This is a genomic window from Vibrio sp. QJM3NY_15, assembly GCF_057785995.1.
Genome location: NZ_CM173517.1, coordinates 234,125 through 247,699, shown reverse-complemented (window position 1 = coordinate 247,699; position 13,575 = coordinate 234,125). Strand labels below are relative to the sequence as shown.

The 13,575-nt window shown below is 44.6% G+C and carries 11 protein-coding genes; 3 read left to right on the top strand and 8 right to left on the bottom strand.

The window, feature by feature from the left end:
• Nucleotides 1-54: 54 nt before the first annotated feature.
• Nucleotides 55-1,701 (bottom strand): chaperonin GroEL, encoded by a 1,647-nt coding sequence (groL, locus tag AC3CKG_RS01105; RefSeq protein ID WP_017081617.1) that lies wholly within the window; start codon nucleotides 1,699-1,701, stop codon nucleotides 55-57.
• A 48-nt stretch (nucleotides 1,702-1,749) separates the two neighbouring features.
• Complete coding sequence (locus tag AC3CKG_RS01100; RefSeq protein ID WP_004733324.1) at nucleotides 1,750-2,040, bottom strand: co-chaperone GroES; 291 nt, start codon at nucleotides 2,038-2,040, stop codon at nucleotides 1,750-1,752.
• 310 nt (nucleotides 2,041-2,350) lie between these two features.
• Here AC3CKG_RS01100 and AC3CKG_RS01095 point away from each other — a divergent pair, with 310 nt between their 5' ends.
• Both AC3CKG_RS01095 and AC3CKG_RS01090 read left to right on the top strand, forming a co-directional pair.
• Nucleotides 2,351-3,694, top strand: a complete 1,344-nt coding sequence (locus AC3CKG_RS01095) for an MATE family efflux transporter (RefSeq protein ID WP_488528699.1) — start codon at nucleotides 2,351-2,353, stop codon at nucleotides 3,692-3,694.
• A gap of 139 nt (nucleotides 3,695-3,833) precedes the next feature.
• Nucleotides 3,834-4,316, top strand: a complete 483-nt coding sequence (locus AC3CKG_RS01090) for a methylated-DNA--[protein]-cysteine S-methyltransferase (protein ID WP_488528698.1) — start codon at nucleotides 3,834-3,836, stop codon at nucleotides 4,314-4,316.
• 333 nt (nucleotides 4,317-4,649) lie between these two features.
• Here AC3CKG_RS01090 and gpmM read toward each other — a convergent pair whose 3' ends face one another.
• Nucleotides 4,650-6,182, bottom strand: a complete 1,533-nt coding sequence (gene gpmM / locus AC3CKG_RS01085) for a 2,3-bisphosphoglycerate-independent phosphoglycerate mutase (protein ID WP_488528697.1) — start codon at nucleotides 6,180-6,182, stop codon at nucleotides 4,650-4,652.
• A gap of 351 nt (nucleotides 6,183-6,533) precedes the next feature.
• Between gpmM and wecA (AC3CKG_RS01080) the strand changes: the two genes are divergently transcribed.
• Nucleotides 6,534-7,598, top strand: coding sequence for a UDP-N-acetylglucosamine--undecaprenyl-phosphate N-acetylglucosaminephosphotransferase (gene wecA, locus AC3CKG_RS01080; protein ID WP_488528696.1), 1,065 nt, complete (start codon nucleotides 6,534-6,536; stop codon nucleotides 7,596-7,598).
• A 273-nt stretch (nucleotides 7,599-7,871) separates the two neighbouring features.
• Here wecA (AC3CKG_RS01080) and wecA (AC3CKG_RS01075) read toward each other — a convergent pair whose 3' ends face one another.
• The 5 genes from wecA (AC3CKG_RS01075) to AC3CKG_RS01055 all read right to left on the bottom strand — a co-directional run bounded on the left by wecA (AC3CKG_RS01075) (nucleotide 7,872) and on the right by AC3CKG_RS01055 (nucleotide 13,481).
• Nucleotides 7,872-8,951 carry a UDP-N-acetylglucosamine--undecaprenyl-phosphate N-acetylglucosaminephosphotransferase gene (wecA, locus tag AC3CKG_RS01075; RefSeq protein ID WP_488528695.1) on the bottom strand — a complete coding sequence of 360 codons (1,080 nt, stop codon included), beginning with the start codon at nucleotides 8,949-8,951 and terminating at the stop codon, nucleotides 7,872-7,874.
• A 101-nt stretch (nucleotides 8,952-9,052) separates the two neighbouring features.
• A complete protein-coding gene (gene galU / locus AC3CKG_RS01070) occupies nucleotides 9,053-9,919 on the bottom strand; it encodes a UTP--glucose-1-phosphate uridylyltransferase GalU (RefSeq protein ID WP_488528694.1) in 867 nt (288 codons plus the stop codon).
• 201 nt (nucleotides 9,920-10,120) lie between these two features.
• Entirely contained in the window at nucleotides 10,121-11,125 is a 1,005-nt protein-coding gene (locus AC3CKG_RS01065) for an NAD-dependent epimerase (RefSeq protein ID WP_488528693.1), read from the bottom strand.
• Nucleotides 11,126-11,135: 10 nt separating this feature from the next.
• Entirely contained in the window at nucleotides 11,136-12,302 is a 1,167-nt protein-coding gene (locus tag AC3CKG_RS01060; RefSeq protein ID WP_488528692.1) for a nucleotide sugar dehydrogenase, read from the bottom strand.
• Nucleotides 12,303-12,365: 63 nt separating this feature from the next.
• Nucleotides 12,366-13,481, bottom strand: a complete 1,116-nt coding sequence (locus tag AC3CKG_RS01055; RefSeq protein ID WP_488528691.1) for a glycosyltransferase family 4 protein — start codon at nucleotides 13,479-13,481, stop codon at nucleotides 12,366-12,368.
• Nucleotides 13,482-13,575: the final 94 nt, after the last annotated feature.

Genomic DNA, 13,575 nt, shown 5'->3' with positions numbered 1-13,575 from the left:
GTCTCCGTTCTAAAGCTTATGTATGACTTTCTCTGTTACGAGAAAGGGGGATGATTACATCATGCCGCCCATGCCACCCATACCGCCCATGCCACCCATATCAGGCATTGCAGGGCCAGAATCTTGTGGCTTGTCAGTGATCATAGCTTCTGTTGTGATCATAAGACCAGCAACTGATGCTGCGAACTGAAGTGCAGAACGCGTTACCTTAGTTGGATCTAGGATACCCATTGCAATCATGTCGCCGTATTCGCCAGTAGCCGCGTTGTAACCGTAGTTACCTTCGCCAGCACGAACGTTGTTAGCAACAACAGACTCTTCATCACCTGCGTTCTTAGTGATTTGACGAATAGGCGCTTCCATTGCACGTAGTGCAACACGGATACCTACGTTTTGCTCTTCGTTGTCGCCTTCAAGGCCAGCAACTTTAGATGCAGCGCGGATAAGTGCAACACCACCACCAGCAACCACACCTTCTTCAACAGCAGCGCGAGTTGCGTGAAGTGCATCTTCAACGCGGTCTTTCTTCTCTTTCATCTCGACTTCAGTAGCTGCGCCAACTTTGATTACCGCAACACCGCCAGCTAGCTTAGCTACGCGCTCTTGAAGCTTCTCTTTGTCGTAGTCAGACGTTGCATCTTCGATTTGTTGACGAATTTGAGAAACACGACCTTTGATCATCTCTTCATTACCCGCACCATCGATGATGGTTGAGTTTTCTTTAGTGATCGTAATGCGCTTAGCTTGACCTAGGTCTTCTAGCGTTACTTTTTCAAGGTCTAGGCCGATCTCTTCAGAGATAACCGTGCCGCCCGTTAGGATAGCGATGTCTTGAAGCATAGATTTACGACGGTCGCCGAAACCAGGTGCTTTAACAGCAGCCACTTTAACGATGCCACGCATGTTGTTCACAACAAGAGTTGCTAGCGCTTCGCCTTCTACATCTTCAGCAATGATAAGAAGTGGACGAGATGCCTTAGCAACTGCTTCTAGAGTCGGAAGAAGTTCACGGATGTTCGAAACTTTCTTGTCGATAAGAAGAATGAATGGGCTTTCTAGATCAACAGAACCCGCTTCTTGGTTGTTGATGAAGTAAGGAGACAGGTAACCGCGGTCGAACTGCATACCTTCAACTACGTCTAGCTCGTCTTGCAGAGCCTGACCTTCTTCAACCGTGATGACGCCATCACGACCTACTTTTTCCATCGCTTCAGCAATGATGTTACCTACTGTCGAATCAGAGTTCGCAGAGATAGTACCTACTTGCGCGATAGCTTTAGTGTCTGAACAAGGAACAGAAAGGTTCTTAAGCTCTTCAACAGCCGCGATAACCGCTTTGTCGATGCCGCGCTTAAGATCCATTGGGTTCATGCCAGCAGCAACCGCTTTTAGGCCTTCAGCGATAATAGACTGAGCCAATACCGTTGCTGTTGTTGTTCCGTCGCCCGCCGCGTCATTCGCTTGCGAAGCCACTTCTTTAACCATTTGTGCGCCCATGTTTTGGAACTTGTCTTCAAGTTCGATTTCACGTGCAACTGAAACACCATCTTTAGTGATCGTCGGTGCGCCAAATGATTTGTCTAGAACAACATTACGGCCTTTAGGACCTAGCGTTACTTTTACTGCATCAGCCAGAACGTTTACACCTTCTAGCATTTTAATACGTGCGTCGTTACCAAATTTAACGTCTTTAGCAGCCATCTTAATTTCCTTTAAAATTCTTTATTCAGTTCAGTTTTATGGGTCGGATTACTCAACGATCGCCATGATGTCGTTTTCAGACATGATCAGAACTTCTTTGCCGTCGATCTTTTCAGTTTTAGTGCCGTAGCCTTCAGAGAAGATAACGGTATCGCCAACTTTAACGTCCAATGGTTGTACTGAACCATTTTCTAGAATGCGGCCTTTACCAACAGCTAGAATAGTACCGCGCGTTGATTTTTCAGCGGCAGAACCAGTTAGAACGATGCCACCAGCAGATTTAGATTCAACTTCTTGGCGCTCAACGATAACTCGGTCGTGTAGAGGACGGATATTCATCGGTCGTATCTCCTGATAATTTCCATTTAATATGATAGTTGCCACGATTGGCATGGGGTTACCCAATATGTTGGGGCGATGTGGGAGAACCCAAGGGGGAAAAGAAAAAATTGTGATCTAAGGGGCAGATACGGGATGCGAGTAAACGAGATGCGAAGAGCGAAAGGCAAGAGCAGGCAGAAAGTAGAATCACCTTCTTTGTTTTTGCTATTCGTATCTCGCATCCCGTTTACTCGTATCTGCTCTTTAAGCTATTCCTTTCCCGCCCACATCTGTTTATCCTACGGTTTTAGTTCCAACGGCGTTTTACATGCAAGATAAGCATGGGCTTCTCACGGCCCCGATAGCACAGACTCTACGCACCATGACCATACCGACTATCTTCGGCATGGTGGCGATCTTGATGTTTAACCTTGTCGATACGTTCTTTATCTCATTGCTCGGCACACAAGCACTCGCAGCGGTGAGCTTTACCTTCCCTGTCACCTTCGCCATAAACTGCATTACCATGGGCATAGGCATTGGCTTGTCGACATGTATTGGAAGATTACTTGGCCAAGGTTGCGCGCAAAATGCAGCTCGCTTTACTTGTCACGGTTTATTACTTGCGGTGCTTCTTGTTGGGTTTACATCAACACTAGGGCTTTTCACGCTAGAGCCTATGTTTACTCTGTTAGGTGCTGAACCTGAGTTACTGCCACTCATATCTGAATACATGACAGTCTGGTATTTAGCGATACCGCTGCTTGTTATTCCTATGGCAGGCAACAGCGCAATACGAGCGAGTGGCGATACCAAAACACCCGCCAAGATAATGATGCTGGCCGGCCTTATCAACGGCATTCTCGATCCTCTATTAATCTTTGGTTACGGCCCTTTCCCTGAATTAGGGATTCAAGGCGCCGCCATTGCTAGCGGATTCAGTTGGTTTGGTGCGTTATGTGGCTCACTGTATGTATTAACCATACGCGAAAAGCTACTTGCTCCGCCCAAACTAAAAAACATTATCGATGACTGGAAACAGATCTTAACCATCGGCACACCCGCCGCCCTTTCTAATGCTCTGAACCCAATTGCTGGCGCCATAATCATGATGATGTTAGCCAAACAAGGAACAGAAGCCGTGGCGGCTTACGGAGCTGCCCAGCGTATCGAATCGATTTTGATCATCGTGTTGATGTCTTTAACTTCTGCCCTCACGCCTTTCATGGCACAGAACTTTGGCGCTAACAATCCACAGCGTAGTTTCAAGGCTCTGTTCTTAAGCATGCGCTTTGCCGTGATGTTCCAAGGTTTGATTTTCTTAATGATGGTGCCATTGAGCATCCCTTTGGCTGCCCTCTTTTCTCAAGAAGAATCCGTACGAAGCATCTTGTGGCATTACCTGTTAGTCGTCCCATTTAGCTATGGGTTCCAAGGTATCGTGATGATGCTGATTAGCGCCATGAATGCTATGCATCAACCACTCAAAGCCTTCCAGTGGAGCTTCATGCGCCTATTTGTATTTACTCTTCCATTCGCTTGGATCGGCAGCCAAATCGATGGCGTCGAAGGGTTGTTTATAGGCTTAGCCTTGGGGAACATCATGGGCGGTATTTCAGGGTATTGCTTTGCGCTTCGTGTTAGAGCTAAAACAGATGCGGGATGCGAGTAATCGAGATGCGAAAAGATGTAAGAGCAGATGAGAGATTCGACTAACCGAGATGCAAAAAAATGTAAGAGCAGATGCGAGATTCGGGTATCGAGATTCGAAGAACTTGAGAGCAGAAAAAGACTAGAACAAGGAAGATGACATGGAAGACGCCATTTACAAAATGCTTTATGACACACCGATTGGCAAAATGATCATTGTGAGTAATGGTGTGTCAATTATTGAAATTGACCATGTAAATCACGAAGAGCTAATGACTAGCAATCCAGATGAGCTTTGCCAACTCGCGACAAAACAGTTAGATGAGTACTTCGCATGTCAACGAACAGAATTCGATTTGCCATTAAGGGCGATAAAAGGCACTGACTTTCAAAAAGCAGCTTGGCAGGCTTTAACTACCATTCCTTATGGCGAAACCATCAGTTACGGTGAACAAGCTAAAAGAATGGACAACCCAAAAGCCGTAAGAGCAGTCGGTGGTGCGAACGGCAAGAACCCATTTAGTATTGTTGTTCCCTGCCATAGAGTCATCGGTGCGAATGGAACATTAACCGGCTACACCGGTGGTATGAACCGCAAAGAATGGTTGTTGGATTTTGAGCGTTCTGTTCTAAAAGCAAGATGAGAGTAGCGAGTGACGAGATGCGAAAAGCACATGACTAGATACGAGTAAACGAGTTGCGAGATACGAAAAGCACATGACATAGATACGAGTAAACGAGTAGCGAGATACGAAAAGCAAAGAAGGAATTCTCTTTCTGCTTTATCGCTTTTCGCTACTCGCTTACCCGGTTCGATCTTTAAAGCTCTTCGATACTCGCTTACCCGCATCTCGCATCTGCTCTTAAAGCTCTTCGAATCCCGTTTACTCTTATCTCGCATCTATAAAAAAGCCCGCACTTTGAAGTGCGGGCTTTCAAAATCATTAAAGCTCAACGTGAACCGCTGAGCCAAACAATTACTTAACGATCACATCACCTGACATTTCTGCCGGGATTGCGATACCAGATAGAGAAAGCATCGTTGGTGCTAGGTCAGACAGCTTACCGCCTTCTTTGAACTCAACGTCTTTGCTGCCCACGTAGATAAGTGGAACTGGTAGGTTAGTGTGCGCAGTGTGGATGCCACCCGTTTCTGGGTTTACCATCATTTCCGCATTACCGTGATCCGCTGTGATAAGCAGTTGGCCGTCGGCTTCTTTGATTGCATCAACCACTTTGCCAAGACATTCGTCTAGCGACTCTACCGCTTTAACTGCTGCATCGTAAACGCCAGTGTGGCCAACCATGTCACAGTTAGGGAAGTTACAAACGATAGCGTCGTATTTGCCGCCTTTGATTGCTGCAACAAGCTTTTCAGTAAGTTCTGGTGCGCTCATTTCTGGCTGTAGGTCGTACGTTGCTACTTTTGGAGAAGCAACAAGCTGACGCTCTTCGCCTTCAAACTCGTCTTCTTTACCGCCGTTGAAGAAGAACGTCACGTGCGCGTATTTCTCTGTTTCAGAGATACGTAGCTGCGTTTTGCCTTCTTTCGATAGCCATTCACCGTAAGTGTTCTCTAGAGAAGCAGGTGGGAATGCACAAAGCAGTGGAATGTCTGCTGCGTATTGAGTCAGCATCACGAAATCGATCGCTGGGAATACGTTGCGAGCAAAACCATCGAAATCAGGAACGAATGCACGTGTGATTTCACGAGCACGGTCAGCACGGTAGTTCATGAAGATAACTGCATCGCCATCAACGATAGCGGCAGACTCTTCGCCTTCCGCTTTGATTTCAGTCGCTTTAACGAACTCATCGTTTTCGTCACGAGCGTAAGCCGCTTCTAGGCCAGCTACTGCAGTGTCGAATGTGAACTCTGCTTTTGCTTGAGTCAGAAGGTCGTAAGATTCTTGAACGCGATCCCAGTTGTTATCACGGTCCATTGCGTAGTAGCGACCAATAAGCGAAGCAACACGACCTTTACCAAGCTTAGCGAATAGCGCTTGGAAACGTGCAAGTGTATTTTCTGCGCTACGTGGCGGCGTATCACGACCGTCTAGGAAAGCGTGTAGGTAGATTTTCTCTGCGCCACGCTCAGCTGCCATTTCAACAGCTGCGTAGATGTGATCTTCATGAGAGTGAACGCCACCTGGAGACATAAGACCCATGATGTGAACCGCTTTGTCTGCTTTAACCGCTTTATCAACAGCATTCACTAGCGCTTCAGTTTGACCGAATTCGCCGTCTGCGATTGATTTAGTAATACGCGTTAAATCTTGGTATACCACGCGACCCGCACCGATGTTGGTGTGACCCACTTCAGAGTTACCCATTTGGCCATCAGGTAGGCCTACATCTAAGCCAGAAGCCGAGATTAGCGTGTTAGGTTGGTTAGCAATAAGACCGTCTAATACAGGTGTATTAGCGTTCGCGATAGCGTTGTCTTGGTTGTCTTCACGGTAACCGTAACCGTCAAGGATCACTAGAGCCATTGGCTTCTTAGCTGACATAGGACTGACCTCGTTCAATTCAAAATAAATCGGTATAAAAACAAATTAGCGTAATTTTACTACAGTTTACAGTCAAAACTGTAGCGGAAGATCAAGAAACGTCGCAGGTAAGAGGATCGGATGTGAAAAAAAATGTCATTTTGTGTTTAAGGCACCTATGAAGAGTTAGAAATCATCCGAGAAAATGCATTGCAGCAATCATTCTTAATTAACACAATTTTACATACTGAAAACCGATGTCACACTCAAAACATAACGAACAAAACATACTCAACTGAGTGTACATATTGATAATTTTAACGTAAGATGCACGCAATTAAAATTCATACAAAACATTGGCTAGAGTTAATCATGTTATTAGAGCTATCATTTGTTGGTTTCTTTTCCTTTTCCTCACTCTTTTTGATGAGAAAATTCGCGAAATCCATTGGCTTAGTGGATAAACCGAATGAGAGAAAACTGCACAGTGGCGCGATCCCATTAGTGGGGGGTATAGCGATCAGCTTAACCATTAGCCAGTTCATCGTTACCCACCCAGATGTCATCCCGCATAGCCCACTCTTTTTAGCTTCTGTCATTACGCTGATTATTATCGGGGCGCTTGATGACAAGTTCGACATTAGCTTCAAAATACGACTGGTGGTGCAAGCGATTCTTTCCATCTGCATGATGTATTTCGCCGATATTCGATTAGAGAACATTGGCAACCTATTTGGTACTGGCGACCTGCATTTAGGGTTTCTTAGCCCAGTAGTGACGATACTTGCTGTGATTGGCGCGATTAACGCGTTCAATATGGTCGATGGTATTGATGGCTTATTAGGTGGGCTTGCTATTGTGACCTTTGGTGGTATCGCCATTTTACTTCAAGTAGACAGCCAACACGGCTTAGCGTATTTGTGCGTGGTGTTCATTGTCGCAACCGTTCCTTATATCATGATGAACCTTGGTATTCTTGGGCGAGAGCGTAAAGTCTTTATGGGCGATGCTGGTAGCATGATGATTGGCTTTACCGTGATTTGGTTACTGTTAGGTGCCAGCCAAGATCCATTAGAAACCATGATGCGTCCAATTACAGCATTGTGGCTAATTGCTGTGCCGCTGATGGATATGGCCGCTATCATGTTCAGACGTATACGCCGCGGTGATTCTCCATTCAAACCCGACAGAGAGCATTTACACCACATTTTCCAGCGCCTTGGTTTTACCTCACGACAAACCCTGGCCATCATTTGTTTAATCGCAAGTGCCTTTGCAGGGTTCGGTATCTACGGGGAGTTCCTAGAGATTGCGGAATCGACCATGTTCATCCTGTTTATGATCTGTTTTACGTCATACACTGTAGCCATGAGCTATGTTTGGCGTATTACAAGCTGGATTAGAAGTTGGCGTAATCTTCCAGAAAAAGTGTACTAGTGATTAGAAGTGTATTAATGGTTTAGGTTTCAAATGAAAATGATTAAGAGCAAAAGCGCTCAAGTCTAAAACTTCTCAAGTTAAACGTAAAAAGGGCCCACCTCATATTGAGATTGGGCCCTTTTTCTATGTTTGTCTTAGTTTGAACTATTGTGACTGCTTTAGCTCTTTAACTCTCTAACTCTCTAACTCTCTAACTCTCTAACTCTCTAACTCTCTAATTTAACCAGCTAAGCACTGCGATATAGACCTGTCCGTTAACGACACATCAAACTATTTCGATTCTAGCTTCTTCCATTTTCTTACTATCTTCGCCATCTTAAACGAGTGCGTCATCGCGTAAGTGTGGAATAAGAAACACGCCACAATGATGTAGAACATAATGAACTCTGGTACTTGGAAGTATTCGCCTAATAGGCCCAGCGTTGAGTACGCCAATTGCACCAAGCAAATCACCACTAACGACTCACGAGGTGTAAAACCGATGCGCTGCATGATGTGATGAAAATGCTCACGGTCAGGATGGAACGGAGAATGCCCTTTACGAATCCGACGGATCATAATGGCCATCATATCAATCAAAGGCACCGCAATTAACCACAAGGCGGTCACAGGTCGAATGACATAAGGCCCCTCTTCGGACTGCGTTCCGCCAATTAAAACCCAGATGACAATGAAGCCAATCATCATGCTGCCGGCATCGCCCATAAACACTTTACGCAGCTTGCCAAAATAACCCAAATTAAACAGCACAAAGGGTAATAAGATCACCACCATCACAGCCATGAAAAAGGCGTAAAACTCGAGTTCATAAGCGAAGAACACCACACCCAACGATGCAAACACTACCATGCTTAAACCGCCCAGTAGCCCATCAATACCATCGACCATGTTAAAGGCGTTAATGGCAGCGATCACGGCAATCACAGTAACGATGCTATCAACCACGACAGGGAATTCCAGCACACCCAATCCGAATACATCACCAACATGAGAGAGGGTTAACCCCGTATAGTTCATGATGATCAAAGCTAAGATGGCTTGCACACCCATTCGGAGCTTAAAACTGATGTCAAAGCGGTCGTCGACCACCCCAATCAATACCAGTACCGTTAAGCACGCCGCCGCTATCTCAACCCTCTTGAATTCCGCCGCATTCACGTAAAGGAAGTACAACACGGTAATGCAAAGAGAGATGCCTCCCACCAAAGGAACCACACCTTCATGATGTTTTCTGGCATTCGGTTTGTCGACTAAGCCAATGGCATAGCCCACTTTACGCATGCAGTACAACACCGAAAAGGAAAGAAAGAAGAACAGAGAAAGTTCGACAAAGTATTCAAACAATGACATTAATTTAAGCCTTGGGGATTGTTAGAAAAAGGTGATTCCATGGAACAATGAAGTGACAGCAATAAAGATAAAACTATCGCGATTCATCGAATTTATATGCGCTACACCTTTTCAGTAGCAGTTTGATCCATTTCGGCTTTGCTGCCTTTCAGGTAGACATTTTTATAACAGTAGTTTGTCGCTTCGATGTAACCATCAACACTGCCACAGTCAAAACGCTTACCTTTAAACTTATACGCAATCACACAACCCTTTTGAGCTTGCTCTAACAGCGCATCCGTAATTTGGATTTCGCCGCCTTTACCCGGCTGTGTGTCTTCCAAAATATCGAAGATGTCAGGGGTTAGAATGTAGCGCCCAATGATCGCGAGGTTACTTGGCGCTGTGCCTTGCTCTGGCTTCTCGACCATATCGGTAATACGAATCAGGTCATCACTTAAGTGCTCGCCGGCAATTACACCGTACTTGTGCGTTTCAGATTCTGGTACCTCTTCTACCGCAACAATAGAACAGCGGAACTGGCGATACAGCGCGGCCATTTGTGCTAACACGCCTTTATCATCATTGATGCAAAGGTCATCAGCCAGAACAACAGCAAATGGGTTTTCACCCACCAGTTCTTTACCTGTTAAAATGGCATGCCCTAGCCCTTTCATTTCACGTTGGCGAATAAACGTATACTGAGCCGAATCAATCAAAGAACGTATATCATCGAGTAAAGGCTCTTTGTTAGTGCCTTGAATTTGATGCTCAAGTTCGTAGTTCTTATCGAAGTGGTCCATTAATGAGCTTTTACCACGGCCAGTAACAACGGCCATGCTGGTCATGCCTGCTTGAATCGCCTCGTCAACGCCGTATTCAATAAGCGGCTTATTAACGATAGGCATCATTTCTTTTGGCATGGATTTAGTTGCAGGTAAAAAGCGCGTGCCATAACCCGCTGCTGGGAATAAACAGTGTTTGATCATTATTTAAATTCTTATGTGTTATTAACTGACGTATATATAAAAATATTGCGGATGAGATTGAGGTGTGCATCTAAAGAAAAATACCTCAAACCAGTATGGAATGAGGCAATTTAGGCATCAGAGGGTGTTATTAATAAACAGGGGGATTACTTAACAAACCGGGTCGTTTGTATATTGGGCTTTAAAACACTCTATGGAACTCTACTTGTTGTAAAACTCGCGGTACCACTGAATAAACTCAGCCACACCTTCTTTAACCGTTACTTTCGGCGTGTAACCCGTTGCTGCAAACAAGTCTCGTGTGTCTGCATAAGTTTGGTATACATCACCAGGTTGCATTTCACGGAAGTTTTTCTTCGCTTCAATGCCTAACTCGTCTTCAATGGCTTTCACAAAATCCATCAAGCTGATCGGAGAGCCATGGCCAATATTATAAACGGCATAAGGCGCAGAACTGGTCGCAGGGGAGCCTGCTTCTACCGTCCAATCATTATCACGTGTTGGTACCACATCAGCGATACGCACCACCCCCTCAACAATATCGTTTACGTGAGTAAAATCACGCCACATATCGCCGTTATTGTTGATATCAATGGTATCGCCATCCAGAATCTTCTTAGTGAAGATAAACGGAGCCATATCTGGACGGCCCCACGAACCATACACGGTAAAGAAGCGTAAGCCTGTGGTTGGAATGTCGTATAAGTGAGAATAGCTGTGCGCCATTAGCTCATTCGACTTCTTGGTCGCTGCGTACAATGATACTGGGTGATCCACCGAATCTGACGTTGCAAACGGTGTTTTAGCATTCAACCCGTATACAGAACTTGAAGAGGCATAAACCAAGTGCTTCACCTTATTATGACGACACCCTTCAAGAATGTTCAAATGACCGACTAAGTTTGAATCTGCGTAGGCATGTGGGTTTTCAATGGAATAACGAACCCCCGCTTGCGCGGCTAAGTGAATCACTTGGTCAAACTGCTCGGTTTCAAACAAACTCGCGACGCCATCGCGATCGGCAATGTCTAACTGAACCAATTTAAAATTAGCATGTTGAATACGTGCTAGGCGCGCTTCTTTCAATGCGACATCGTAGTAGTCATTCAGGTTATCGATACCGACAACCTGATGGCCTTTCGCGGTTAGCTGTTCTACTACCGCGCTGCCGATAAAACCCGCAGCACCCGTTACCAAATACTTCATTGCTTATTCCTTAATCTGAACCGAATAGATCGCGCGTGTACACTTTGTCTTTTACATCCGCTAACTCTTGAGCCATGCGGTTTGAGACAATCACATCACAACCTGACTTAAACTGCTCGAAATCTGTTAATACTAATGAGTGGAAGAACTCTTTTTCTTTAAGCTCTGGTTCAAACACCACCACTTCAATGCCTTTTGCTTTAAGGCGTTTCATAATGCCTTGAATGCTCGAAGCGCGGAAATTGTCAGAGCCTGACTTCATCACTAATCGGTAGATACCAACGCGTCTTGGGTTTCTTTTAATAATAGAGTCGGCAATAAAATCTTTACGTGTGGTATTAGAATCCACAATCGCTCCAATAATATTATTTGGCACATCAGAGTAGTTAGCACGCAGTTGCTTAGTATCTTTTGGTAAGCAGTAACCACCGTAACCAAATGAAGGGTTGTTGTAATGAGAACCAATGCGAGGGTCTAAACTCACACCATCGATAATTTGACGCGTATCTAACCCGTGCGATTCTGCATAGGTATCTAGCTCGTTAAAGTAAGCGACGCGAAGTGCCAAGTAGGTATTAGAGAACAGCTTTACGGCTTCGGCTTCTGTTGAATCGGTATAGAGGATTTCTACGTCTTTTTTAACCGCCCCTTCTAACAACAAGTTAGCAAAAATTTGTGCGCGTTCAGAGCGCTCACCGACTACAATACGAGACGGGTGTAGGTTATCGTATAACGCTTTACCTTCACGTAGGAACTCTGGCGAGAACATCAGGTTTTCACATTCAAGTTCCTCTTTAATGCGCGCGGTATAACCCACAGGAACAGTCGACTTAATCACCATCATTGCACTAGGATTAATCGCCATCACGTCTTTAATTACCACTTCAACGGAAGAGGTATTAAAATAGTTCGTCTCTACGTCATAATCAGTAGGGGTAGCAATAACCACATAATCGGCATTTGAATACGCCAATTCTTTATCGAGTGTCGCGGTGAAGTTTAATGGCTTATTCGCCAAGAAATCTTCAATTTCAGCATCGACAATCGGAGAACGTTTATCGTTCAATAGCCTTACTTTCTCTTCGATAATATCGACCGCGATAACCTCATGATGCTGTGATAATAGCATCGCATTTGATAAGCCTACATAGCCTGTACCGGCAATTGCAATTTTCATTTTAACCAACTTGTTGTTTTTTACACCAAGGTTGACACCTCGAAACATAATCATATTTAGAAATTAATTCAGTGCAGATTTAACCGCTTCTAGATATCTATTGATGACAATCTTTTCATCAAATTCGTTCTCGACCTTGATGCGGCTTTGTAAGCCCATATCAAGGCGTTGCTCATGAGAGTGAGTGGCCATTAGCTCAAGTTTTTCAACAAGGCTTGCAGTACTGCGAGGTTCACACAGGTAACCATTGATGCCATCATCGACAGTCTCTCTGCAACCTACATTATCAGTGGTCACAATAGGCTTACCCATCGCGCATGCTTCCAGCAGAGATTTAGGTACACCTTCTCTATAAAAAGAAGGCAACACCATACAATCAACTTGAGCAATTTCTTTTTCAACCGAATCAGACGTTCCCAAGTAATTGACAACACCTTCATCCACCCAAGATTGCATATCCTGCTTAGAGACCGCAGATGGATTATTCACATCAAGAAACCCCAAGAGTCGAAACTCAACCGCATCACCATACTTTGCTTTTAGTTCACGAGCAGCTTCGACATAATGACCGATGCCTTTGTCATAGAGCATTCGCGCTATGAGTAAAAAGCGAACAGTACCATCGTCATTACTTGGTGAAACTGAAAAACGAGACAAATCGGCACCGGAGCCTGGCACTCGGTCAGTAATATCTAAAGGAGCAAGGTTATGCTTTGCAAACAATGCTCTGTCATCTTCGTTTTGGAAAAAAATAGTATGCGCTCTGGGTTGGCTAATTTTATACAGAATACGCGCTAACTTAGCCGTCAGGTTTTCGTTGATGAACACCATACCAAGCCCGGCAATATTATTGATAGACTTAGCACCAAAAAGGTTGGCCGCTAATGTACTGTAGATATTATTCTTTGGTGTGAAGTTTAAAACAGCAGCAGGTCGAGTTTTTCGATACAGCTTCGCAAAGCTAAAAAATGTGCCTATATCTTTAACAGGGTTCGTGCCACCTTGGTCGATAGCTATATGATGATATTCAGCACCAAGTGCTTCGAGTTTTTTTGAATAGTCATCTTGTGGAGCAATTGCGAGCACTCTATAACCGGAGTTAAGTAGAGCTTTTATGGTGTTTTTACGAAAATTATACAAATACCAACTGGTATTAGATGTGATAACGATTCTTTTCATTCGCTCGCCTTATTTCGTTGTCAGCGCTTTGATTGAATCAACCAGACATGTCAATACAATGACACTAGAATAGGTCAAACATTTAAATATAAGC